Here is a 23,466-nt window from a genome sequence, read left to right as displayed (position 1 = left end):
TAAATTTCGTATACGATCACAATTTCAGAATTATATTTGGCGACTGAATAAAACTGCGTTTTTTCCTCTGTTTAGTCGCCGGATGCGCAAACATATTCACTTTATATGCACATATAGTGAATATCGCCACGTTGTAACCTGTTGATATTCCGTTACCAACCTCTGTTTATGCACTTTTTTCGCTGGCTGGCACGAACCCTGCAATCTACATTTACACCGCAAACACTATATTTATTAACATACAGATAACTTTTTATTTACCGTTGAGGTCGCTATGTCTCTGTCAATTACGCGTGAAAATTTTGATGAATGGATGATGCCCGTATACGCTCCGGCCCCTTTTATTCCGGTGCGTGGTGAAGGTTCACGTCTGTGGGACCAGCAGGGCAAAGAGTATATCGATTTCGCGGGAGGCATTGCGGTTAACGCGCTGGGTCACGCCCATCCGGCATTGCGCGAGGCATTAAATGACCAGGCGAGCAAATTCTGGCATACGGGAAATGGCTACACCAACGAGCCGGTGCTGCGTCTGGCGAAAAAGTTAATTGACGCCACCTTCGCCGAGCGCATTTTCTTCTGTAACTCTGGCGCAGAGGCCAATGAAGCGGCACTAAAACTGGCGCGTAAATATGCTCACGATCGTTTTGGCAGCCAGAAGAGCGGCATTGTAGCGTTTAAAAATGCTTTCCATGGCCGCACGCTCTTTACCGTCAGCGCCGGAGGACAGCCTGCCTATTCACAGGATTTCGCACCGCTGCCGCCGGATATCCGTCATGCCGTATACAACGATCTCGACTCTGCCAGCCAACTGATTGATGACACCACCTGCGCGGTTATCGTGGAGCCGGTGCAGGGTGAAGGCGGCGTGGTGCCGGCAACGAATGCCTTTTTACAGGGGCTGCGTGAATTATGCGATCGCCATAATGCACTGCTGATATTTGATGAAGTTCAGACCGGCGTTGGCCGTACCGGAGAACTGTATGCCTATATGCATTATGGCGTTACGCCGGATCTACTGACGACAGCAAAAGCGCTGGGCGGTGGTTTCCCCATCGGCGCACTGCTGGCGACAGAGCATTGTGCCAGCGTGATGACGGTCGGTACGCACGGTACAACGTACGGCGGAAACCCGCTGGCCACGGCGGTGGCGGGCAAACTGCTGGAAATTGTTAACACGCCGGAAGTGCTCAACGGAGTGAAACAGCGCCACGACTGGTTTGTGGAGCGTATTAACGCCATTAACGAACGTTTTGGACTGTTTAGTGAAATTCGTGGACTCGGACTGCTGATCGGCTGCGTGCTGAACGCGGAATTTGCCGGGAAAGCGAAACTTATCTCGCAAGAAGCGGCCGTTGCCGGGGTGATGGTACTGATTGCTGGTGCTAACGTGGTGCGTTTTGCCCCTGCGTTAAACGTCAGCGAAGAAGAGGTCGCCACCGGGCTGGATCGCTTTGCGCTGGCCTGCGAACGCATTAAAGCAGGAGGTTCATCATGATGGTGATTCGTCCCATTGAACGCGCGGATATCACTGCGTTGATGCAGCTTGCCAGTAAGACCGGCGGCGGATTGACTTCGCTACCGGCGAATGAAGCTACGCTAATGGCGCGTATCGAACGTTCGCTACAAACCTGGCGCGGTGAGTTGCCAAAAAGTGAGCAAGGATATGTGTTTGTGCTGGAAGACAGCGCCAGCGGAACCGTGGCGGGGATTTGCGCCATCGAGGTGGCGGTGGGGCTTAACGACCCCTGGTACAACTACCGGGTCGGTACTCTGGTGCACGCGTCGAAAGAGCTGAACGTATACAACGCGCTGCCGACGCTGTTTCTGAGTAACGATCATACGGGCAGTAGCGAACTTTGCACTCTGTTTCTCGATCCGGACTGGCGTAAAGAGGGCAACGGTTATTTGCTGTCGAAGTCGCGTTTTATGTTTATGGCGGCCTTTCGCGATCGATTCAATGAGAAAGTCGTGGCCGAGATGCGCGGCGTGATCGATGAGCATGGCTACTCTCCGTTCTGGCAAAGCCTCGGCAAACGATTTTTCTCGATGGAGTTTAGCCGGGCGGATTTTCTCTGCGGAACCGGGCAAAAAGCATTCATTGCTGAACTGATGCCTAAGCATCCGATTTATACCCATTTCTTGTCTGATGAAGCGCAAAGCGTGATTGGTCAGGTACATCCGCAAACGGCTCCTGCTCGGGCAGTGCTGGAGAAAGAAGGGTTTCGCTACCGTAACTATGTCGATATTTTCGACGGCGGGCCGACCCTGGAATGTGATATTGACCGGGTGCGGGCTATCCGTAAAAGCCGACTGGTGGAGGTGGCTGAAGGGCAGCCTGCGCCGGGCGATTATCCAGCTTGTCTGGTTGCCAATGAAAATTATCAAAACTTCCGCGTCATGTTGGTTCGTGCCGACCCGGATACTCAGCGTCTGGTACTGACGGCGGCGCAACTGGACGCCCTGAAATGCCATGCGGGCGACCATGTACGTTTTGTGCGTCTTTGTGCAGAGGAGAAAACAGCATGACATTATGGATAAACGGCGACTGGGTGACCGGGCAGGGTGAGCGTCGGGTGAAAACCAATCCGGTAAGCGGTGATGCGCTGTGGCAGGGCAATGATGCCGATGCAACTCAGGTAGCACAGGCATGTCGGGCCGCGCGCGCAGCCTTTACCGGTTGGGCTAAACAGCCCTTTAGCGCCCGTCAGACTATTGTTGAAAAGTTTGCTTCATTGCTGGAAAGCAATAAAGCCGAGCTGACCCAGATTATCGCCCGGGAAACCGGCAAACCTCATTGGGAAGCCGCGACTGAACTGACGGCGATGATCAATAAAATAGCTATCTCCGTGAAAGCTTATCATGCCCGTACCGGAGAGCAGCACAGCGAGTTACCGGATGGCGCGGCAACGTTGCGCCATCGCCCGCACGGCGTACTGGCGGTATTTGGCCCGTATAACTTCCCCGGCCATTTACCCAATGGTCATATTGTTCCGGCACTGCTGGCAGGCAATACGTTGATTTTCAAACCCAGCGAGCTGACGCCGTGGACCGGCGAAGCCGTGACAAAGCTGTGGGAGCTGGCGGGATTGCCGCCGGGCGTGCTGAACCTGGTGCAGGGTGGACGCGAAACGGGGCAGGCGCTGAGCGCGCAGGAAGATCTTGATGGTCTGCTGTTTACCGGCAGTGCCAATACCGGTTATCAACTGCATCGACAGCTATCCGGCCAGCCGGAAAAAATCCTTGCCCTGGAAATGGGGGGCAACAACCCGCTGATTATTGAGAATCCGCAAGATATTGATGCCGCGGTGCATCTGACGATTCAATCCGCGTTTGTTACCGCCGGACAGCGTTGTACCTGCGCCCGCCGCCTGTTAGTTAAAAAAGGCGCGCAGGGGGATGCGTTCCTGGCGCGTCTGGTGGAGGTCAGCCAGCGTTTAATGCCCGGCAACTGGGATGCACAACCGCAGCCGTTTCTTGGCGGACTGATTTCCGAACAGGCCGCGCAGCACGTCTATGATGCCTGGCAGCGCCTGGAGTCATTGGGTGGCCGTACGCTGCTGGCGCCACGTCTGGTGAAAGCCGGAACGTCACTGCTGACCCCTGGTATTATCGAACTGACCGGGGCAGGAAACGTACCTGATGAAGAGGTTTTTGGTCCGCTGCTCGGCGTCTGGCGTTATGACAGCTTTGATGATGCGATTCGTATGGCGAACAACACCCGTTTTGGGCTGTCATGCGGCCTGGTGTCACCCGATCGCAGCCAGTTTGACCAATTGCTGCTGGAGGCGCGGGCTGGGATCGTCAACTGGAATAAGCCGTTAACTGGCGCGGCGAGCACAGCGCCGTTTGGCGGGGTTGGCGCGTCCGGGAACCATCGCGCGAGCGCGTGGTATGCCGCAGATTATTGCGCCTGGCCGATGGCAAGTCTGGAATCACCTGCCTTAACGCTGCCAACGGCGCTTAGCCCCGGACTGGATTTTTCTCGCGAGGACAAGCTATGAAAGCCCGTGAGGTAAATTTTGATGGTCTGGTGGGACTGACCCACCATTATGCGGGGCTGTCATTTGGTAATGAGGCCTCAACCAAACATCGTTTTCAGGTGTCGAACCCGCGTCTGGCGGCGAAACAGGGTCTGCTAAAGATGAAAGCGCTGGCGGATGCGGGATTTCCCCAGGCGGTGATCCCTCCCCACGAACGGCCTTATATTCCGGTATTGCGTCAGTTGGGGTTTCACGGCAGTGACGAACAGGTGCTGGAGAAGGTGGCGCGTCAGGCGCCTCACTGGCTTTCCTGCGCCAGCTCCGCATCGCCTATGTGGGTAGCGAATGCGGCAACGGTCTGCCCTTCGGCAGATTCGCTGGACGGGAAAGTACATCTGACAGTGGCGAATCTGAATAATAAGTTCCACCGTTCGCTGGAAGCGCCAACTACCGAAGCATTGTTACGGGCAATTTTCCGTGATGAGCATAGCTTTGCGGTCCACGGCGCGTTGCCTCAGGTTGCGCTTTTCGGTGATGAAGGGGCGGCAAACCATAACCGCCTCAGTGGAGATTACGGTGACCCTGGCGTACAGCTATTCGTTTACGGTCGTGAAGAAGGGAATGCCTCCCAGCCGAAGCGCTATCCGGCGAGGCAATCCCGTGAGGCCAGCGAAGCGGTCGCACGACTGAATCAGGTTAACCCGCATCAGCGCATTTTTGCCCAGCAAAACCCGGACGTCATCGATCTCGGCGTGTTTCATAACGATGTGATTGCGGTATCGAATCGTCAGGTGCTGTTTTGTCATCAACAGGCATTTGTCAGACAGCAGGCGTTGTTAGAGCAGTTACGCAGCCAGGTGGCTGGATTTACTCCGCTGGAAGTTCCGGCTGCGGAAGTGTCGGTGCAGGATGCGGTCACTACCTATCTGTTTAACAGTCAGTTACTCAGCCGGGATGACGGTTCGATGATGTTCGTCCTGCCGCAGGAATGTCGGGAGCATGCGGGCGTGTGGCGGTATTTGAACCGTCTGCTTGAGGAAGACAATCCGATCGATGACCTGCGGGTATTCGACCTGCGCGAAAGTATGTCCAACGGCGGCGGTCCGGCATGTTTGCGCCTGAGAGTGGTGCTTACCCCACAAGAGCTGCAGGTGGTGAACCCGGCGGTTATCATGAACGACACGCTGTTTAACACGTTGAATAACTGGGTTGACCGTTACTACCGCGATCGTCTTACCGCCGCGGATCTTGCCGACCCGCAGCTGTTGCGCGAGGGGCGTGAAGCGCTGGATACGCTGACGCAATTGCTCAATCTCGGCTCTGTGTATCCTTTCCAGCAGGAGAGGACCAGTCATGGATAATTTTCTGACCCAAACGCTTAACGGGAAAATCCCCGAGCAAATCCAGGGCACAGCACATGGTTTTACCTGGCAGTGGGTGGGGCGCGGGATTCTGGAACTGACGCCGAATGCACCCGTTGAACAGTCTCTGGTGCTGTCTGCGGGGATCCATGGCAATGAAACGGCCCCGGTAGAGATTCTCGAATCATTGCTTTCCAGGCTGTTTAGCGGCGAGCTGGCACTGACATGGCGGCTGCTGGTGATTCTGGGAAACCCGCAGGCGCTGGCAGCGGGAAAACGTTATTGCCATAGTGACCTTAACCGGATGTTTGGCGGTCGTTGGCAGATTTTTGCCGCGAGTGAAGAAACGCACCGCGCCCACGAGCTTGAGCTGTGTCTGGAAGATTTCTATTCGCGGGCAAAAGAGCCAGTACGCTGGCATCTGGATCTGCACACCGCGATCCGCGGGTCACAGCATCTGCGCTTTGGCGTGTTGCCACAACGCAACGTTGCCTGGGACGAAGATTTTCTGGGATGGCTGGGTGATGCAGGGCTGGAGGCGCTGGTTTTCCATCAGACACCTGGCGGCACGTTTACCCATTTTAGCGCCGAACATTTTGGCGCGCTGGCCTGTACGCTGGAGCTGGGTAAAGCGCTACCGTTTGGACAAAACGATCTGGCCCAGTTTTCGCAGACGTCAGATGCGCTGGCGAAGCTGCTGCGGGGCGAGCGAATGGCTTGCGGAGAAACATCCCCGCTGCGTTACCGCGTGGTGTCGCAAATAACGCGGCGTAGCGATGATTTCATTCTCCATATGGATAACCAGACGCTCAATTTTACCCCTTTTAAAGAGGGAACTTTGCTTGCGCAGGACGGGGATGAACGTTTTATCGTCACCCATGATGTTGAATACGTTCTCTTTCCGAACCCTAACGTGGCCTGCGGTTTACGAGCCGGATTGATGCTGGAAAAATTGTGACGAATATATTTGCCCTGCAGGTTTATCCTTAAGGGCATATTTTGCGTGCTGTTTTTATTTATTACAGATTATTCCTGGTGAATTGCTTTCTTAATAATCAGGGTTCAGGTATAGTTCTTCATAATCCCTTCAAAATCATCCTGTTGTAATTTTTCATTGCAAGTCTGCGCAATTAATTCTTTTTTTCTCCATAATTGATGAAAGTTTGTTTTTTACACTTTCACTGTTTTACCGTTGCTCTGATTAATTGACGCTTAAGCCGGTAAAGTTAATCTCGTCAACACGACATCACATTGCATAAGAGTCGCATGAGTGTCGTAAAAATAACTGAAAGAAAGGATAGAAATTATGCGTAAACTGACTGCTCTGTTTGTTGCCTCTACCCTGGCGCTGGGCGCTGCTAACCTGGCACACGCCGCTGACACGACAACAGCTGCGCCAGCGGATGCCAAACCGATGATGCACCACAACGGCAAATTCGCCCCGCATCATGACATGATGTTCAAAGACCTGAACCTGACCGACGCACAGAAACAGCAGATTCGCGAAATCATGAAAGGTCAGCGCGATCAGATGAAACGTCCACCGCTGGAAGAGCGCCGCGCAATGCACGACATCATTGCCAGCGATAGCTTCGATAAAGCAAAAGCAGAAGCGCAAATTGCGAAGATGGAAGAACAGCGCAAAGCCAATATGCTGGCGCATATGGAAACCCAGAACAAGATTTACAACATCCTGACGCCGGAACAGAAAAAGCAGTTTAATGCCAATTTTGAGAAGCGTCTGACAGAACGTGCAGCGCAGAAAGGTAAAATGCCGCAAGCTGCTGAGTAATCGTTCAGCGTCTACACTAAATCATTCACGCTGTGTGTGCTGATTGCCGCGCAGTGTGAAACCAAACTCAAGACCGCCGCTCTTGTCCACAACACGTTTAACGAGGTGGGCAGGATCGGCGGTTTTTTCTTTACCGCCTCTTGCACCGCGCTTGTGACGCGTTATTCTCCTGAAGCCCGCGAAAATTCCACCTGGAAGGCGCTAATTTTTTTGCAAAACACCGGGTTCATCGCTAAGGCAAATCAACTCTGCTGCCGATAACAATAATCTGCAGGGTGAACAAAACAATGATGATTTATGGCTGCCTGTTATGGCGGGCTGCCGTGCTGCGCCTTTCTGGAGGGATGATGGAATACTTTGATATCCGCAAAATGCCGGTCAATCTGTGGCGAAATGGTGCGGGAGAAACGCGTGAAATTTGCTGTTTTCCACCAGCAACACGAGATTTTCACTGGCGGGCGAGTATCGCCTCCATCGCAGCAAACGGTGAGTTTTCTCTTTTTCCCGGTGTAGAACGCGTGATTACCCTGCTGGAAGGCGGAGAAGTGACCCTGGAAGAGTCGAACACCTTCACGCATACCCTGAAACAGCATCAGCCTTTTACCTTTGCCGGTGACAAGGTGGTAAAAGCGAAGCTGACGGAAGGGCAGATGTCGATGGATTTTAATATCATGACCCGACGGGATGTCTGCCAGGCGAAAGTCAGGGTGGCCGATCGCACCTTTACGACCTTTGGTTCGCGCGGCGGTGTGGTGTTCGTTATCAGCGGCGCCTGGCAACTGGGCGATAAGCTGTTGACGGCCGATCAGGGTGCAAGCTGGCACGACGGTAAACACACATTACGACTGCTGGAGCGTGAGGGGAAACTGCTGTTTAGTGAGATTAACTGGATGCCGGGGCATTCTCCGGACGCAGTTCAATAATGTCATATTGACCAGACAGAACAGGCCGGCAGAGAATTTTATAGCCATCATGGTCAAAGCCGGCCGGCATACGCGCCAGTGTTGCCGCTTCATCCAGCGTAGAAACGGCCCCCAGCCACAGCCAGTTATTGATGATATGGTACTGAGTCATTTCAGCGCGCGTTTCCTGCAGCGCAATGGCATTGCTCCATGGCCAGCAGATCACGCGCACTCTTTCCAGTGCTTCTACCAGACGCAAATGATGCGCTTCAGGGCTTTCCTTCCCACAGCAGGCTCCGGCACAGCGTTTAAGCGCGGAGCGAAAACAGGCGCGCCCGCGACTCAGGGGTTCCAGACCCAACAGGCCGTAGCACAGCTTTTGTTCATCGGCGAGACTTTGCAGCGTCTGTAGCGCCGCGCGGCGATTAGCAAACAGACCAAACAGATTGGGGGCGTGGGAGAAATCAATATCTCGTGCGTAGACAACCTGAACAGTCCGCTCGGTAAGCTGCAAGGCACAAAGTTGACGATTGCGTCGCAGTCGTTTGTTAAACAACGGCTGCTGTTCTTTGATAAGCCGTGCTTCCAGCAGCAGGGCGCCAATTTCTCCGGCCGTACAAATCCAGCTAATGCGTTTGGCCTGACGTAGCATGGCCGCTTCGTCTGCGGTACGTAGATGCGCCAGCACGCGGCTGCGAATATTGACGCTTTTACCAATATAAAGCGGCATGGTGTCGCTATCACTGTGAAACAGATAGACGCCGGGCGCGGTGGGAAGCTCACTCAAAAATGGGCGCAGGTGTTCGGGATATTCATAGATTGCCGCTGCCTCAAATGACAGGCGAGGGGCTGATTGACGCTGTACCACTGTTGACTCCGGATGCTGGTTATTCATCCAGTGTAGCAGCTTGAAGGCGATTAAAAAAGCGGCATGAGGTCAGCAGGCTAATGCCGGATTTCGTCAATACTGGCGCTATCCGGCATTATGAAGAGAAAAGGGTTACGCTTTTTTCCAGAAATCATCAAACACGGTGATCGGTGGACGGCGTTTGTGCTCAGTTTTTACGTACCAGCCTTCAATCTTTTTCGCGACGTCGGCAGCCAGCGCTTTTCCTTCCAGATAATCGTCGATGTTGTCGTAGGTGACGCCCAAAGCGGCTTCATCTGGCAGAGAAGGACGATCGTCTTCAAGATCGGCGGTTGGCGCTTTCTTATATAAATGCTCCGGGCAGCCCAGCGCCGCAAGCAACTGTTTACCCTGGCGTTTGTTCAGACGGAATAGAGGGTTAATGTCGGTGCCGCCATCGCCGTATTTAGTGAAAAATCCGGTGATGGCTTCCGCTGCATGATCGGTACCCACGACAACGCCGCTGGTCATGCCGGCGATGCTGTATTGTGCCTTCATGCGCTCACGGGCTTTTTCATTGCCACGCACAAAATCGCTCAGCTCAATACCCGCCTCACGCAGGGCCTGCTCGCTGGCCAGCACCGCGCCCTTGATATTAACAGTGAGCACGCGGTCCGGTTGAATGAAGGCGATGGCATCCTGACAGTCCTGTTCATCGGCCTGAACGCCATACGGTAGGCGCACGGCAATAAACTGCAACGCGTCATTCCCCGTTTCGTTGCGAAGCTCGGATATCGCCATCTGACACAGTTTTCCAGCGAGCGTCGAGTCTTGTCCGCCGCTAATTCCCAACACCAGCGATTTCAGAAAGGGGTAGGTCTGCAGATAGGATTTCAGGAAATCCACGCTGCGGCGAATTTCTTCTTCTGCATTGATGTGCGGTTTTGCGCCAAGCGCCTGAATTATCTCTTGCTGCAGAGTCATTTAACCCCCTCCTAAAATAAAAATGATCAAAAAAATTATGTGTTAAAGCTAACGCGTTGAGGCCCAAACGACAAGGGATCCGAGCCTGATATCGCAGTATTTTGTTTTAATATACCCGTCATACTTCAAGTTGCATGTGCGTTGGCTGCGCTCGTTCTCCCCGGTCACTTACTTTAGTAAGCTCCTGGGGATTCACTCCCTTGCCGCCTTCCTGCAACTCGAATTATTTAAGGTATAGAATTTTCCGAAACTACCTAAGTATCATCTGATTGCTTGAAAAATGCGTTGTTGTGCTCCAGGCTTATATAACACGCTGAAATAAAAGAGGACGGAATATGAACAAGAATCTAACAGGAATTCTGAGCGCAGCGGCTGTTTTGACTATGCTGGCAGGGTGTACGGCCTACGACCGTACCAAAGACCAATTTGTTCAGCCCGTGGTGAAAGATGTGAAGAAAGGGATGAGCCGGGCGCAGGTGGCGCAGATCGCCGGTAAACCTTCTTCTGAAGTCAGTATGATTCATGCACGTGGGACATGCCAGACCTACATCCTGGGTCAACGAGATGGTAAAGCTGAAACCTATTTTGTTGCTCTGGACGACACCGGACACGTGATTAACTCTGGTTATCAGACCTGTGCAGAGTACGACACCGACCCGCAGGCGGCGAAGAAGTAACAACTGTTTATTGCCTGAGCACACAGAAGAACCGGCCATCGCGCCGGTTTTTTTGTGCCACACGATCTTATTTATTGCCGCGAATTATTTGCCCGAAATGTGAGGGGGGTCATAACGACAGGTCAAGGAGAGACAATTTAGTTGGTCAAGGAAATACCATCCATCGGTGCAATCCCGTATACTCATTTCAGCCACCTAAAAAAGTAATTTAGCTGACGCAAGTTACCCAGAGCATGGATGCAGGTTATGGCTTGCGGAGTGTCTGGTTGACAGATAATCGCATATGAGGATCGTTTTAATGGAAAAGAAACACATTTATCTGTTTTGTTCTGCGGGCATGTCGACTTCATTGTTGGTTTCGAAGATGCGTGCTCAGGCCGAAAAATACGAAGTACCGGTTATTATTGAAGCGTTTCCTGAGACGCTGGCCGGAGAAAAAGGTCCTGCGGCCGATGTCGTATTATTAGGTCCACAAATTGCTTATATGTTGCCCGAAATTCAGCGCTTGTTACCCAACAAGCCTGTGGAAGTGATTGACTCGCTGCTGTATGGCAAAGTCGATGGTTTAGGCGTGCTTAAGGCTGCAGTTGCAGCAATTAAAAAAGCCGCAGCAAATTAATTATTTTATTTTAATTTTTCCCGTCAAAGAGTTATTTCATTAACATTCACCGTAATTATCAATTGCGGTATTTAAGGGTATTTTTCTATGAGTAACGCTATTGCTTCACTTGAAAAGGTACTCCTTCCTTTTGCTGTAAAAATTGGAAAGCAGCCACACGTTAATGCAATCAAAAACGGCTTTATTCGTTTAATGCCGTTAACCCTCGCAGGGGCCATGTTTGTATTAATCAATAACGTTTTCCTGAGCTTTGGGGAGGGGTCGTTTTTTTATTCAATGGGTATTCGACTTGATGCCTCAACTATTGAAACGCTGAATAGTTTGAAAGGCATTGGTGGAAACGTCTATAACGGTACGCTGGGTATCATGTCCTTGATGGCGCCGTTCTTTATTGGCATGGCGCTGGCAGAAGAGCGCAAAGTCGATTCACTGGCAGCCGGGCTGTTATCCGTCGCCGCGTTTATGACCGTAACGCCATATAGCGTGGGTGAAGCCTATGCCGTTGGCGCAAACTGGCTCGGCGGTGCCAATATTATTTCCGGTATTATTATCGGCCTCGCGGTCGCGGAAATGTTTACCTTTGTGGTCCGTCGCAATTGGGTTATTAAATTACCTGATAGCGTACCGACATCCGTATCGCGTTCTTTCTCTGCACTGATTCCTGGCTTCCTCATCCTCTCCATTATGGGGATCATCGCCTGGGCGTTGAACACCTGGGGTACGAACTTCCACCAGATCATCATGGATTCCATTTCAACTCCGCTGGCGTCATTGGGCAGCGTGGTGGGCTGGGCCTACGTGATTTTTGTTCCACTGCTGTGGTTCTTCGGTATTCACGGTTCTCTGGCGCTGACCGCGCTGGACAGCGGAATCATGACGCCATGGGCGCTGGAAAACATCTCCATCTACCAACAGTTTGGTTCCGTAGACGCCGCGCTGGAAGCCGGTAAGACGTTCCACGTCTGGGCGAAACCGATGCTCGACTCCTACATCTTCCTTGGAGGGAGCGGGGCAACGCTGGGTCTGATTATCGCTATCTTCCTGGCATCGCGTCGTCCTGACTATCGTCAGGTTGCTAAACTGGCGCTGCCATCAGGTCTGTTCCAGATTAACGAACCTATCCTGTTTGGTCTGCCGATCATCATGAACCCGGTGATGTTTATCCCATTCATTCTGGTTCAGCCGATTCTGGCGGCGATTACGCTGGCAGCTTATTACTCAGGCATTATTCCACCGATTACCAACATTGCACCGTGGACTATGCCAACCGGTTTGGGCGCGTTCTTTAACACCAACGGTAGCGTCGCTGCTCTGCTGGTCGCGCTGTTCAACCTCGGTATTGCAACGCTGGTTTACCTGCCATTCGTGGTGGTAGCCAATAAAGCGCAGAACGTTATTGATCAAGAAGAAAGCGAAGAAGATATCGCTAACGCATTGAAATTCTAAATTTAATCCGGCATGGCTTCACGGTCATGCCGGACTGAACCAGAGGAAAAAAGTATGTTGGATATCGAAAACATCGTCGACACCCAGTCAGAAGCAGAAGAACTTGAAGAAGTGGTGATGGGCCTCATCATTAATTCTGGTCAGGCGCGTAGCCTGGCGTACGGCGCGCTCAAAATGGCCAAGCAAGGTGATTTCGAGTCGGCTAAGGCCATGATGGACCAGTCTCGCCTGGCGCTGAACGAAGCGCACCTCGTGCAAACGAAACTGATTGAAGGCGATCAGGGCGAAGGTAAAATGAAAGTTAGCCTGGTGCTGGTCCACGCGCAGGACCACCTGATGACATCAATGCTGGCGCGTGAGCTGGTGACTGAACTGATTGAGCTTCACGAAAAGCTGAAATAGCGAGGAGTGCATAATGCAGCTACAGATTAACGCACCGGAAATCAAGACCGTCTATGAGCAGCAGCTATTTAATGGCAAAAATTTCCATGTGTTCATCTATAACAAAACTGAGAGCATCAGCGGGCTGCATCAGCATGACTACTATGAATTCACCCTGGTGTTAACCGGGCGCTATTATCAGGAAATCAACGGCAAACGCGTACTGCTCGAACGTGGAGACTTTGTCTTTATCCCGTTGGGATCGCACCACCAAAGTTTTTATGATTTTGGTGCAACAAGGATCCTTAACGTCGGCATCAGTAAACGTTTTTTTGAACAGCACTATCATCCGCTGCTGCCATTTTGTTTTGTTGCATCGCAGGTCTATCACGCGAATAACGCGTTTCTTACCTATATTGAAACGGTTATTGCATCACTGAACTTTCGTGAGAGCGGGCTCGATGAATTTGTAGAAGTGGTCACCTTCTATATTATTAATCGGTTACGCCATCATCGCGAAGAGCAGGTGTTAGATGATATTCCGCAGTGGCTCAAAATAACCGTCGAGACCATGCACGACAAACGGCAGTTTAGCGAGAATGCGCTGGAAAATATGGTACACCTGTCCGCGAAATCCCAGGAGTATCTGACCCGCGCTACCCAGCGTTATTACAGCAAAACGCCGATGCAGATCATCAATGAAATCCGCATTAACTTTGCTAAAAAACAGCTGGAAATGACTAACTACTCTGTAACGGATATTGCTTATGAGTCTGGCTACAGTAGTCCAAGCCTGTTTATTAAAACGTTTAAAAAGCTGACGTCATTTACACCTAATAGCTATCGTAAGAAATTAACTGAATTTAATCAGTAGATATTATTTGCCAATAACCCATTTTTTATAGCTTGCCCAAAATAGCGTCGGGACAGCCACGCTATACCTGACAAACGGGTTGAGCATAATACACGTCAGTGTTTTGACACTGAAGGGAGAAATTATGAGCCAGAAATTAAAAGTCGTCACTATCGGTGGCGGGAGCAGCTACACCCCTGAATTACTTGAAGGCTTTATTAAGCGCTATCATGAATTACCGGTTTCTGAGTTGTGGCTGGTTGATGTCGACGGTGGAAAAGAGAAACTGGACATTATTTTTGACCTTTGCCAGCGAATGATCGACAAAGCGGGTGTGCCGATGAAGTTGTTTAAAACACTGGACCGCCGTGAAGCGCTGAAAGATGCTGATTTCGTTACTACCCAGCTGCGCGTAGGGCAACTAAAAGCCCGTGAAAAGGATGAGCGCATTCCACTGAGTCACGGTTATCTGGGGCAGGAAACTAACGGCGCTGGTGGGCTGTTCAAAGGTTTGCGTACCATTCCGGTTATCTTTGATATTGTGAAAGATGTGGAAGAACTGTGCCCGAATGCGTGGGTGATTAACTTTACTAACCCGGCCGGGATGGTGACTGAAGCGGTCTATCGTCATACGAATTTCAAGAAATTCATCGGCGTGTGTAATATTCCTGTCGGCATGAAAATGTTCATTAGCGATGTGCTGGCGCTTAACGAGAGCGACGACTTATCCATCGATCTGTTTGGTCTCAACCATATGGTCTTTATTAAAGACGTACTGGTGAACGGTACATCACGCTTTGATGAACTGTTGGACGGCGTAGCTTCGGGCCAGTTGAAAGCCTCTACCGTGAAGAACATCTTTGACCTGCCGTTTAGTGAAGGACTGATTCGTTCGCTGAAACTGCTGCCGTGCTCTTATTTGCTCTACTACTTCAAGCCAAAAGAGATGCTGGCGATTGAAATGGGTGAATACTATAAGGGCGGCGCGCGCGCTCAGGTGGTACAGAAAGTGGAGAAACAACTGTTTGATCTCTACAAAAACCCGGATCTGAACGTGAAGCCGAAAGAACTGGAGCAGCGCGGTGGAGCCTATTACTCCGATGCGGCCTGCGAAGTGATCAACGCCATCTACAACGACAAACAGACCGAGCACTATGTCAACGTTCCGCACCATGGGCATGTTGATAATATCCCTGCGGACTGGGCGGTAGAGATGACCTGCACGCTGGGACGTAACGGGGCTACGCCGCATCCACGGATTACCCATTTTGATGAGAAAGTGCTCGGCCTTATCTATACCATTAAAGGCTTCGAGGTCGCGGCGAGCAATGCGGCATTGAGCGGCGAGCTGAATGATGTGCTGCTGGCATTGAACCTGAGTCCGCTGGTGCACTCCGACAGCGATGCCGAGATCCTGGCGCGTGAGCTGATTCTGGCGCATGAAAAATGGCTGCCAAACTTTGCCGGGTGTATTGAAAAACTCAAAAGCGAACAACACTAACTGAGGTCGGCTATGGAACGCGTACTGATTGTAAATGCGGATGATTTTGGCCTGAGTAAAGGACAAAACTACGGCATTGTTGAAGCCTGCCGCAATGGCGTTGTCACCTCGACGACGGCACTGGTTAACGGCGCGGCAATTGACCATGCGGTACAGCTGAGTCGCGACATATCGGAACTTGCCGTCGGCATGCATTTTGTTCTGACGCTGGGCAGGCCGTTGACGGCAATGCCTGGTCTTACTCGTGACGGATTACTGGGGAAATGGATCTGGCAGATGGCTGAAGAAGACATCTTACCGCTGGATGAAATTTCTCAGGAGCTGGCCGCGCAGTATCAGCGTTTTATTGACCTGTTCGGGCGGGAGCCGACGCATCTGGATAGCCATCACCACGTGCATATGTTCCCGCAGATTTTCCCTATAGTGGCCGGGTTTGCTGCCCAAAAAGGGATTGCGTTACGGATCGATCGTCAGGCGGTATTCCAGGCGTCTGACTTTCCACAGACGTTACGGACTTCCCAGGGATTCAGCAGTGAGTTTTACGGCGAGGCGATTTCTGAAGCTCTGTTTTTGCAAACGCTTGACGCGTCAGCAGACCGGGGAGAGTCCTCGCTGGAAGTGATGTGTCACCCAGCCTTTATCGATGACATTATTCGTCAAAGTGCCTACTGTTACCCCCGCTTAACTGAGCTCGACGTGCTGACGTCTTCGTCACTGAAATATGCTATTGCGGAGCGCGGTTATCGTCTTGGCAGTTTTCTGAACGTGTAATTCCTGAGTTTGCGGCGCTTAATGCGCCGCATTTTTTTAGGCAGGAATCGTGTCTATTTTTCCGGCGCGTGACCAGACGCGGTGCGCGGTCATCAGCGTCAGCAGGGTATCCATAAACTGTGCGTTTGCACTGTCCGCTTCAACCACGCCTTCCTCTCCTTCATTTTTGATATTCAACGTTGCTTTAAACTGACGAGCATCGCCAGCCAGGGCGATAGGTTTTAAGTGTTTATACGCTTCGAGTAAGTAATATCGGGCATCACCGTTCGTAACGATATCCGCGAGATTGCCACACGGAACGATAACCGCATCTACCGTCAGGGATGGCGAACCCGCAAAAGTACCGGCGATCGTCAGGGCAGAACCATCATCGGCAACCACATTACCCATTCGGGAATAGAGCAATTTGGCATGTACGCCTTTAGCCTGTAGCGCTTGCATGATGGCGAGCAGGTCGCTCGATTTCACCTGGTCATTAAGTAGGATGGCGACCACACGGCCCTTAATCTCTCCCTGCGAACCCGCATATAAACTGAGTGATGGTGCATTTTTCAAACCGTTGACGTTGGGCGGCGGCGCAATGTTGGTCTGTTCCTTGGTTAGCTCAAAACCGAGATTATCGGCAACCGCTTTGGCGAGGGTCGTGTCAATATGAGCTAACTGTTCGACCACTCTTTCACGAATATAGGGGCGCGTAACTTTACTAAGTTCAAAACTGAATCCACCGATAATATGCTGCTGTTCAATTGGCGTCTGACTTAGCCAGAACAGGCGAGGCTGCGCATAGTATTCGCCAAAAGAGGGGCTGCGTTCGCGGATTTTGTTTCCTTCAATACGTTCCTGATACGACTCGAATCCACCGCGTTTTGGTCCCGGCGGCGTTTCGCGCGGCCAGTTATCATTGATAGAGTTCGGTTCATAGTTGGCAGGATTGGTATCGATGTCCATACGATGCATGCCGTCACGCTGGAAATTATGGTACGGACAGGTTGGGCGATTGATCGGGATTTCATGGAAGTTTGGCCCGCCAAGTCGACTGATTTGGGTATCGGTATAGGAGAACAAGCGGCCCTGCAGCAGGGGATCGTTGGTAAAGTCGATGCCGGGGACGATGTGTCCGGGATGAAACGCGACTTGCTCATTTTCAGCAAAGAAATTATCCGGATTGCGGTTCAGCACCATTTTACCGACGCGTTGCACCGGAACCAGCTCTTCCGGGATAAGCTTGGTCGGATCGAGCAGGTCAAAATCGAACTTAAATTCGTCTTCTTCGGGAATCAACTGTAGCCCCAGTTCATATTCCGGATAATCGCCCGCTTCGATAGCTTCCCACAGATCGCGACGATGAAAATCGGGATCCCGACCGGTAAGTTTTTGCGCTTCATCCCATACCAGCGACGCTTTGCCTGCCAGCGGTTTCCAGTGGAATCGGACAAAGGTGGCTTTCCCTTGCGCATTGATTAACCGGAATGTGTGGATGCCAAAGCCTTCCATCGTGCGATAGCTGCGTGGGATACCCCGGTCGGACATTGCCCACATGACGTTGTGCAACGTTTCCGGCTGTAATGAGACATAATCCCAAAAGGTATCATGCGCGCTTTGGCCCTGTGGGATTGCCCAATGCGGCTCCGGTTTAACCGCATGGACGAAATCCGGGAATTTATGGGCATCCTGAATAAAGAAAACAGGCGTGTTGTTTCCCACCAGATCGAAAATGCCCTCTTCAGTGTAAAACTTGGTCGCAAACCCCCGAATATCTCTGACTGTATCCGCGGAGCCTGCGCCGCCCTGAACCGTAGAAAAACGCACAAAAACCGGTGTGATTTTATTTTCATCACTCAGAAAGTCCGCTTTCGTCGTTGCGCTGAGGCTGGCATAGGGCTGAAAGTAACCGTGAGCGGCAGAACCTCGGGCATGTACGATCCGCTCAGGGATGCGTTCGTGATCAAAGTGGGTGATTTTTTCCCGCAGGATGAAGTCTTCCAGCAGGGTGGGCCCACGGTTTCCGGCGCGCAGAGAGTTTTGATCATCCGCAATGCGCACGCCCTGATTGGTGGTCAGGGCAAAATCCTCGCTTCCTTTGCGAAAACTCTCCAGCGCGTTGAGTTTGTCACTTGTGACGTCAGGCGCTTTTAAGCTGCCAGACGTAGTGGGCTGCATGCCTGGTGGCGTGGGTTCAGGCGCTGGCCGATGTGAACCGTCTGCTGGAGCCAGTGAGTCAAGTCCTGGCTGGGATTCGCTGGCATCATGAACCGGCGCTGAGTGATGGAGTGGGTGCTTATCATTCTGTGACATTAAACTCTTCTCCTGCTTTCATCGCTTAAAGGGTCGTTGTTGCCGTCAAAAGCTTTAACTATAGACCACTCACTCAGTGGCGCAGGAACAGACCGATGGTGTAAAGCGCGATGAACCAGGCAAACAGCGCACGCAAGGCAGGACGTCAGGAGGCAAAATCGGCTAAGATAGCAGTTTTCTGATTTTTAGAATTTGTCTTTAGTGAAGCAACTGATTATGAAACCTCTTCGCCAACAAAATCGTCCGGTTATCAGCTATGTTCCTCGCGTGGAGCCTGCCCCACCAGAGCATGCGGTTAAAATGGATGCGTTTCGTGACGTATGGATACTGCGCGGAAAATATGTCGCTTTTGTCTTAATGGGGGAGGCGTTTCAACGTTCGCCTGCATTTACGGTCCCGGAATCAGCGCAACGCTGGGCTAATCAGGTTCGTCAGGAAAATGAACTGAGCGATTAATGGATATAAAAAAAAACCGCCGGAGCATGACACTCCGGCGGTTTTTTGTTTTTCAACTAACCGGCTTAGCGATGCGCCAGTTCGGCGTTATCGTCGCTGTCCAGAATCGTTTTATCGGTCTGCTTCAGCCATTGGCTGGTCAGCGTACCGGCAGTCATAGAACCGCTTACGTTCAGCGCGGTACGACCCATATCGATCAGCGGTTCAACGGAGATCAGCAGCGCAACCAGCGTGACCGGCAGACCCATAGCAGGCAGGACGATCAGCGCGGCAAACGTTGCTCCGCCACCGACACCCGCAACGCCTGCGGAACTCACGGTCACGATACCGACCAGCGTGGCAATCCACATTGGGTCCAGCGGGTTGATTCCGACGGTCGGCGCGACCATTACTGCCAGCATTGCCGGGTACAGGCCCGCACAACCGTTCTGGCCAATCGTGGCGCCAAAAGAGGCGGCGAAAGAGGCGATAGATTCAGGCACGCCCAGACGACGGGTTTGCGCTTCAACGTTCAACGGAATTGAGGCTGCGCTGGAACGGCTGGTGAAGGCGAAAGTCAGCACCGGCCACACCTTACGGAAGTATTTCAGCGGGCTAACGCCGTTAATACCCAGCAGGATCCCGTGAACCACGAACATGATGCCCAGACCGAGATAAGAGGCCACGACAAAGCTACCCAGCTTGATGATGTCCTGCAGGTTGGAGCCTGCAACCACTTTGGTCATCAGCGCCAGAACGCCGTACGGAGTCAATTGCATCACCAGACGAACCAGCTTCATCACCCAGCTTTGCAGGGTATCGATAGCGACCAGAACGCGCTCGCCTTTTGGTGCATCATCTTTCAGCAGCTTCAGCGCGGCAACACCCAGGAATGCAGCGAAGATAACCACGCTGATAATCGACGTCGGGTTCGCTCCGGTCAGATCGGCAAACGGGTTTTTCGGGATAAAGGATAACACCAGTTGCGGAACGCTGAGGTCGGCAACTTTACCAACATAATTGGTTTCAATCGCATTCAGGCGAGCGGTTTCGGCGCCACCTTGAACCAGACCTTCGGCGGTTAGGCCGAACAGGTTGGTCACCAGAACCCCTACCAGCGCGGCAATCAGCGTGGTAAACAGCAGGGTGCCGATGGTCAGGAAGCTGATTTTACCTAACTGAGAGGCGTTGTGCAGACGTGCGACGGCGCTGAGAATAGACGCAAACACCAGCGGCATGACAATCATCTGCAGCAGTTGGACATAACCGTTGCCGACAATGTTGAACCACTGTACGGAATCTTTAAGAACCTGGCTGTCGGAGCCATAAATGGTGTGCAGGGCGAGGCCAAACACGACACCCATGACCAGACCGACCAGTACTTTTTTTGCCAGACTCCACTGTTTGTGACGGGCTTGCGCCAGCAGCAACAGCAGCACTACGAACACGATAATGTTCGCGATTAATGGAAAGTTCATCCCCGTTCTCCTGATCTTATTATGCGGATCACCGTTTAAAGGTGATTCTGTTGGCGCAAGATTAGCAGAACTGTGACTTGCCTCTTATATTCAAATGGAATTGTTTATGCCAAAAATGACTTTTTGGCTGATTAATTAGTCAACCTGGTGCGTTATAAAACGATTAAACTGCATTTGCAGCGTATTTATCATCTGTGATGACCAGCGCACCGCACTGTTCTCTTGTACGGTCTGCGGCATCCAGATTGCCCACGCGAACAGCGCCATGCACAGAAACCGCTCCAGTTGATTACCTTTCTGCGGCACGAGGATCGGCAGACGAAAACGCCAGCGGCATGGCCAAAGCAGAGGAACGCCCGCCGGGGTTAGCATATCGGCCAGTATATGGCTGAGATAACCAAGAACCATACCTTGTAAGGCATCTGCCGGTATTATCCACGTGTCCGGGACTTTCAGGTAAAACGTGGCTAGCAGGGCAAAGACTGCCAGCAGGCTATGCGTAAACCCGCGATGACCAAATGCCCGGGCAATGGGTTTTGATATCCACTTCAGACGCTGCCCCAGCAGGGATTTGGGATGATCGATATCCGGCAGCAGGCACGTTAAAATGGCTGAAGGAACAATATGCCACCAGTCACCCTGCGCAAGAACGGGCGTTAGCTCGGCATTCTTGGCAAATACCGCACAGGCAATAGAAAAAAGAAGGTGACCTTCCGCCGTCATGATAAAACCCAATAAACTGTCGATTCATACAGTATAGGGGTTTTATACAGTAGGCGGAAGAGGTGACGTTGTAACCCTTTGTCACAAGTGCGCCTTTACCGCGCCAGCCAACCGCCATCCACGGCCAGCGTATAGCCATGTATATAGTCAGAGGCAGGACTGGCGAGGAAAACGACCGGGCCTTTCAGGTCATCTGGCGTGCCCCAGCGTCCGGCGGGAATACGATCGACAATCTCCTGATTACGCTCACTGTCTTCGCGCAACTGCTGTGTGTTATTGGTCGCCATATAGCCGGGAGCGATGGCATTAACATTAATCCCCAGGGGCGCCCATTCATTAGCCAGCAGGCGGGTGATACCCAGCACGCCGCTTTTTGATGCGGTATAGGATGGTACGCGGATACCGCCCTGAAAAGAGAGCATTGAGGCAATGTTAATGATTTTTCCGCCGTTGCCCTGAGCCAGAAACTGGCGCGCCACGGCCTGTGACAGAAAGAAAACGGATTTAAGGTTGAGGTTCATCACGTCATCCCAATCCTTTTCGCTGAAGTCCAGCGCATCCTGACGGCGGATGGTTCCCGCATTGTTAACCAGAATATCGACCCGGCCAAACGCCGCCACCGCTTGTGTCACAATATTGGTGAGCGCATCCTGTTGGCTGAGGTCGGCCTGAATGGCCATAAAGCGCCGACCAAGGCCGTTAATTATCTCTGCGGTTTCATGCGGTATTTTACGATTCACGCCGACGATATCGCAGCCCGCTTCCGCCAGCGCCGCTGCCATACCTTGCCCAAGGCCGGTATCACATCCTGTGACGATAGCGATTTTACCCTCGAGACGAAAAGCTTCCTGAATCATGTTTACCTCAACTATATATGCCATTAACGCTTGCTCTGTAGGGCAAGGATAGGAGAGGTTAAACAGAAATACAATTGGAAATGAAACGATGTTTTAAAAAACAAAAGCAGGGAAAGCGGGCAATCCGAACATTGCCCGTCACAGGATTAGCCGCGCAGATGAAGGGCGGTGAGCTCGGTGAGCGAGGACAGTTTTACGTCGGCCAGTACAAAGCGAGGATCGTCCTGATTTTCATGTGCAGGTACTACGATAGAGCGCATGCGAGCCGCTTTCGAGGCGATCATGCCATTGACGGAATCTTCCAGGGCAACGCAGCTCAATGGATCAATGCCCAGTAGCGCCGCGCAATCGAGATAAACCTGTGGGTGCGGTTTGCTGTAGGGCAGTTTTTCCGCAGAAGCCAGTGCGTCGAAGCTGCTGCGCAGCTCAAACATGGTCAGCACTTTTTCCAGCATATGCAGCGGCGAGGCGGATGCCAGTCCTACTTTGATTCCCTGAGATTTGCACAACGCCACGGCTTCACGCACACCCGGCAGCAACGGCTTTGTTTCTTCTACTAACGCAATTGCCCGGGTAATGATGCGCTCGGTAACTTCCTGACGTGAGGGACCATTCCATGGTTGCTGCGCAAACCACAAATCAACCACCATGTCGATGCGTAAGCCAAGGGTATCGGGAAGTTCATGGCGGCGGGAGATATCAACGCCTAAACTTGCTATCACATCCAGTTCAGCCTGATCCCAAAGCGGTTCAGAATCGACCAGTAATCCATCCATATCGAAAATTGCAGCAAGAATCTGACGCGGGGTTGACATCACAACCTCTCCTGTACGGTGATAAAAGGGATTAAGAGCCAGCCAGAACGGGCTCTAAGCGTTCATTATGGCTTATTCGGCAGTATACCGCCTTTAAAGATCAGGCGAAAACGGTAATCAACGGGTAAACTTAGGCCAAAATGACACGTCTTAATCAAGGGGAACTCATGACGTATCAACAAGCTGGACGCATTGCCATCTTGAAAAGGCTGGTGGGATGGGTGGTTTTCATTCCCGCGCTGATTTCAACGCTGGTTTCAGTACTGAAGTTTATGTATGCGCACAGCGAAAAGCAGGAAGGAATTAACGCAGTCATGCTCGATTTTGCCCATGTGATGATCGACATGATGCGGGTGAACACACCTTTTCTTAACGTGTTTTGGTATAACTCGCCGACGCCCGATTTTCAAAGTGGACTGAATCTCGTCTTTTGGCTGATTTTCATTCTGATTTTTATCGGTCTGGCGTTGCAGGACTCCGGTGCCAGAATGAGTCGTCAGGCGCGTTTTTTACGCGAGGGCGTTGAGGACCAGTTGATTCTGGAACAGGCAAAAGGCAGTGAAGGTTTATCGCGCGCGCAACTTGAGTCGCGTATCGTGGTTCCGCACCATACGATTTTTTTGCAAATATTCCCACTCTATATTTTGCCGGTGATTGTTATCGTGATCGGCTACTTCTTCTTTTCATTGCTGGGCTTTTTGTAAGTGCAGGTCTATCAGGCCTGCCGCGTTGTGAAACGCCAGGCCTGA

23 protein-coding genes are annotated in these 23,466 nt (G+C 51.9%); 16 read left to right on the top strand and 7 right to left on the bottom strand.

The features are described 5' to 3' along the window. Positions 1 to 274 precede the first annotated feature (274 nt). The 7 genes from astC to ves all read left to right on the top strand — a co-directional run bounded on the left by astC (position 275) and on the right by ves (position 8,056). A complete protein-coding gene (astC, locus tag OGV80_RS11415) occupies positions 275 to 1,495 on the top strand; it encodes a succinylornithine/acetylornithine transaminase (RefSeq protein ID WP_003840894.1) in 1,221 nt (406 codons plus the stop codon). After that, positions 1,492 to 2,526, top strand: coding sequence for an arginine N-succinyltransferase (astA, locus tag OGV80_RS11410; RefSeq protein ID WP_043016613.1), 1,035 nt, complete (start codon positions 1,492 to 1,494; stop codon positions 2,524 to 2,526). Before astC ends, astA begins: the two co-directional genes overlap by 4 nt. Then, positions 2,523 to 4,001 (top strand): succinylglutamate-semialdehyde dehydrogenase, encoded by a 1,479-nt coding sequence (gene astD, locus OGV80_RS11405; protein WP_043016612.1) that lies wholly within the window; start codon positions 2,523 to 2,525, stop codon positions 3,999 to 4,001. Before astA ends, astD begins: the two co-directional genes overlap by 4 nt. After that, positions 3,998 to 5,341: an N-succinylarginine dihydrolase gene (gene astB, locus OGV80_RS11400; protein WP_286514920.1), complete on the top strand. Its 1,344-nt coding sequence runs from the start codon at positions 3,998 to 4,000 to the stop codon at positions 5,339 to 5,341. Before astD ends, astB begins: the two co-directional genes overlap by 4 nt. Then, positions 5,334 to 6,299 (top strand): succinylglutamate desuccinylase, encoded by a 966-nt coding sequence (gene astE, locus OGV80_RS11395; protein WP_087053181.1) that lies wholly within the window; start codon positions 5,334 to 5,336, stop codon positions 6,297 to 6,299. The genes astB and astE overlap by 8 nt, the downstream gene beginning before the upstream one ends. A 348-nt stretch (positions 6,300 to 6,647) precedes the next feature. Next, positions 6,648 to 7,133, top strand: a complete 486-nt coding sequence (gene spy / locus OGV80_RS11390; protein WP_003030629.1) for an ATP-independent periplasmic protein-refolding chaperone Spy — start codon at positions 6,648 to 6,650, stop codon at positions 7,131 to 7,133. Positions 7,134 to 7,480: 347 nt separating this feature from the next. Beyond that, positions 7,481 to 8,056: an environmental stress-induced protein Ves gene (gene ves, locus OGV80_RS11385; protein WP_003030626.1), complete on the top strand. Its 576-nt coding sequence runs from the start codon at positions 7,481 to 7,483 to the stop codon at positions 8,054 to 8,056. On the opposite strand, the gene cho is transcribed toward ves, so the two are convergent. Together cho and nadE are read right to left on the bottom strand one after the other, a co-directional pair. Further along, positions 8,016 to 8,930 (bottom strand): excinuclease Cho, encoded by a 915-nt coding sequence (gene cho, locus OGV80_RS11380; protein WP_087053182.1) that lies wholly within the window; start codon positions 8,928 to 8,930, stop codon positions 8,016 to 8,018. The genes ves and cho overlap by 41 nt on opposite strands. A 105-nt stretch (positions 8,931 to 9,035) precedes the next feature. Next, positions 9,036 to 9,866 carry an NAD(+) synthase gene (gene nadE / locus OGV80_RS11375; protein ID WP_043016607.1) on the bottom strand — a complete coding sequence of 277 codons (831 nt, stop codon included), beginning with the start codon at positions 9,864 to 9,866 and terminating at the stop codon, positions 9,036 to 9,038. A gap of 335 nt (positions 9,867 to 10,201) precedes the next feature. Here nadE and osmE point away from each other — a divergent pair, with 335 nt between their 5' ends. From osmE to chbG, 7 genes are all read left to right on the top strand, one after another. Next, the gene (gene osmE / locus OGV80_RS11370) at positions 10,202 to 10,543 is read left to right on the top strand and encodes an osmotically-inducible lipoprotein OsmE (RefSeq protein ID WP_003030621.1); all 342 of its coding nucleotides are present in this window, start codon (positions 10,202 to 10,204) and stop codon (positions 10,541 to 10,543) included. A gap of 298 nt (positions 10,544 to 10,841) precedes the next feature. Beyond that, positions 10,842 to 11,162, top strand: coding sequence for a PTS N,N'-diacetylchitobiose transporter subunit IIB (gene chbB / locus OGV80_RS11365; RefSeq protein WP_003030620.1), 321 nt, complete (start codon positions 10,842 to 10,844; stop codon positions 11,160 to 11,162). An 87-nt stretch (positions 11,163 to 11,249) separates the two neighbouring features. Next, positions 11,250 to 12,608: a PTS N,N'-diacetylchitobiose transporter subunit IIC gene (gene chbC / locus OGV80_RS11360; RefSeq protein ID WP_003030619.1), complete on the top strand. Its 1,359-nt coding sequence runs from the start codon at positions 11,250 to 11,252 to the stop codon at positions 12,606 to 12,608. Positions 12,609 to 12,662: 54 nt separating this feature from the next. After that, positions 12,663 to 13,010: a PTS N,N'-diacetylchitobiose transporter subunit IIA gene (gene chbA / locus OGV80_RS11355; protein WP_003030618.1), complete on the top strand. Its 348-nt coding sequence runs from the start codon at positions 12,663 to 12,665 to the stop codon at positions 13,008 to 13,010. 10 nt (positions 13,011 to 13,020) lie between these two features. Further along, the gene (chbR, locus tag OGV80_RS11350) at positions 13,021 to 13,863 is read left to right on the top strand and encodes a transcriptional regulator ChbR (protein ID WP_087050652.1); all 843 of its coding nucleotides are present in this window, start codon (positions 13,021 to 13,023) and stop codon (positions 13,861 to 13,863) included. Positions 13,864 to 13,987: 124 nt separating this feature from the next. Next, positions 13,988 to 15,343, top strand: a complete 1,356-nt coding sequence (locus OGV80_RS11345) for a 6-phospho-beta-glucosidase (protein WP_043016604.1) — start codon at positions 13,988 to 13,990, stop codon at positions 15,341 to 15,343. Between the two features lie 12 nt (positions 15,344 to 15,355). Further along, positions 15,356 to 16,114, top strand: coding sequence for a chitin disaccharide deacetylase (gene chbG / locus OGV80_RS11340; RefSeq protein WP_172863099.1), 759 nt, complete (start codon positions 15,356 to 15,358; stop codon positions 16,112 to 16,114). A gap of 36 nt (positions 16,115 to 16,150) precedes the next feature. Here the strand turns inward: chbG and katE are convergent, their stop codons facing one another. Further along, on the bottom strand, positions 16,151 to 18,409 hold the full coding sequence (gene katE, locus OGV80_RS11335) for a catalase HPII (RefSeq protein ID WP_286514917.1): 2,259 nt from the start codon (positions 18,407 to 18,409) through the stop codon (positions 16,151 to 16,153). A gap of 192 nt (positions 18,410 to 18,601) precedes the next feature. On the opposite strand from katE, the gene cedA reads away from it, so the two are divergent. Further along, the gene (gene cedA / locus OGV80_RS11330) at positions 18,602 to 18,865 is read left to right on the top strand and encodes a cell division activator CedA (RefSeq protein ID WP_072025560.1); all 264 of its coding nucleotides are present in this window, start codon (positions 18,602 to 18,604) and stop codon (positions 18,863 to 18,865) included. Positions 18,866 to 18,930: 65 nt separating this feature from the next. Here the strand turns inward: cedA and tcyP are convergent, their stop codons facing one another. The 4 genes from tcyP to hxpB all read right to left on the bottom strand — a co-directional run bounded on the left by tcyP (position 18,931) and on the right by hxpB (position 22,717). Then, entirely contained in the window at positions 18,931 to 20,322 is a 1,392-nt protein-coding gene (gene tcyP / locus OGV80_RS11325; RefSeq protein ID WP_043016601.1) for a cystine/sulfocysteine:cation symporter, read from the bottom strand. Between the two features lie 135 nt (positions 20,323 to 20,457). After that, positions 20,458 to 21,057 (bottom strand): metal-dependent hydrolase, encoded by a 600-nt coding sequence (locus OGV80_RS11320; RefSeq protein WP_087050648.1) that lies wholly within the window; start codon positions 21,055 to 21,057, stop codon positions 20,458 to 20,460. An 83-nt stretch (positions 21,058 to 21,140) separates the two neighbouring features. Next, positions 21,141 to 21,902, bottom strand: coding sequence for a 2-dehydro-3-deoxy-D-gluconate 5-dehydrogenase KduD (kduD, locus tag OGV80_RS11315; protein ID WP_043017928.1), 762 nt, complete (start codon positions 21,900 to 21,902; stop codon positions 21,141 to 21,143). Positions 21,903 to 22,048: 146 nt separating this feature from the next. Beyond that, entirely contained in the window at positions 22,049 to 22,717 is a 669-nt protein-coding gene (hxpB, locus tag OGV80_RS11310) for a hexitol phosphatase HxpB (protein WP_199995119.1), read from the bottom strand. Positions 22,718 to 22,884: 167 nt separating this feature from the next. Between hxpB and OGV80_RS11305 the strand changes: the two genes are divergently transcribed. Continuing rightward, complete coding sequence (locus OGV80_RS11305; protein ID WP_043016599.1) at positions 22,885 to 23,421, top strand: YniB family protein; 537 nt, start codon at positions 22,885 to 22,887, stop codon at positions 23,419 to 23,421. Positions 23,422 to 23,466: the final 45 nt, after the last annotated feature.

Source organism: Citrobacter sp. Ce119, assembly GCF_030334525.1.
GTDB lineage: Bacteria > Pseudomonadota > Gammaproteobacteria > Enterobacterales > Enterobacteriaceae > Citrobacter > Citrobacter europaeus.
The sequence above is the reverse complement of the archived record's forward strand: the minus strand, read 5'-3'. Positions and strand labels throughout refer to the sequence as shown.

Bases quoted from the DNA above. Each gene is read 5' to 3' on its own strand.
- astC (WP_003840894.1), top strand. From the start codon at position 275: ATGTCTCTGTCAATTACGCGTGAAAATTTTGATGAATGGATGATGCCC.
- astA (WP_043016613.1), top strand. From the start codon at position 1,492: ATGATGGTGATTCGTCCCATTGAACGCGCGGATATCACTGCGTTGATG.
- astD (WP_043016612.1), top strand. From the start codon at position 2,523: ATGACATTATGGATAAACGGCGACTGGGTGACCGGGCAGGGTGAGCGT.
- astB (WP_286514920.1), top strand. From the start codon at position 3,998: ATGAAAGCCCGTGAGGTAAATTTTGATGGTCTGGTGGGACTGACCCAC.
- astE (WP_087053181.1), top strand. From the start codon at position 5,334: ATGGATAATTTTCTGACCCAAACGCTTAACGGGAAAATCCCCGAGCAA.
- spy (WP_003030629.1), top strand. From the start codon at position 6,648: ATGCGTAAACTGACTGCTCTGTTTGTTGCCTCTACCCTGGCGCTGGGC.
- ves (WP_003030626.1), top strand. From the start codon at position 7,481: ATGGAATACTTTGATATCCGCAAAATGCCGGTCAATCTGTGGCGAAAT.
- cho (WP_087053182.1), bottom strand. From the start codon at position 8,930: ATGAATAACCAGCATCCGGAGTCAACAGTGGTACAGCGTCAATCAGCC.
- nadE (WP_043016607.1), bottom strand. From the start codon at position 9,866: ATGACTCTGCAGCAAGAGATAATTCAGGCGCTTGGCGCAAAACCGCAC.
- osmE (WP_003030621.1), top strand. From the start codon at position 10,202: ATGAACAAGAATCTAACAGGAATTCTGAGCGCAGCGGCTGTTTTGACT.
- chbB (WP_003030620.1), top strand. From the start codon at position 10,842: ATGGAAAAGAAACACATTTATCTGTTTTGTTCTGCGGGCATGTCGACT.
- chbC (WP_003030619.1), top strand. From the start codon at position 11,250: ATGAGTAACGCTATTGCTTCACTTGAAAAGGTACTCCTTCCTTTTGCT.
- chbA (WP_003030618.1), top strand. From the start codon at position 12,663: ATGTTGGATATCGAAAACATCGTCGACACCCAGTCAGAAGCAGAAGAA.
- OGV80_RS11345 (WP_043016604.1), top strand. From the start codon at position 13,988: ATGAGCCAGAAATTAAAAGTCGTCACTATCGGTGGCGGGAGCAGCTAC.
- chbG (WP_172863099.1), top strand. From the start codon at position 15,356: ATGGAACGCGTACTGATTGTAAATGCGGATGATTTTGGCCTGAGTAAA.
- katE (WP_286514917.1), bottom strand. From the start codon at position 18,409: ATGTCACAGAATGATAAGCACCCACTCCATCACTCAGCGCCGGTTCAT.
- tcyP (WP_043016601.1), bottom strand. From the start codon at position 20,322: ATGAACTTTCCATTAATCGCGAACATTATCGTGTTCGTAGTGCTGCTG.
- kduD (WP_043017928.1), bottom strand. From the start codon at position 21,902: ATGATTCAGGAAGCTTTTCGTCTCGAGGGTAAAATCGCTATCGTCACA.
- hxpB (WP_199995119.1), bottom strand. From the start codon at position 22,717: ATGTCAACCCCGCGTCAGATTCTTGCTGCAATTTTCGATATGGATGGA.
- OGV80_RS11305 (WP_043016599.1), top strand. From the start codon at position 22,885: ATGACGTATCAACAAGCTGGACGCATTGCCATCTTGAAAAGGCTGGTG.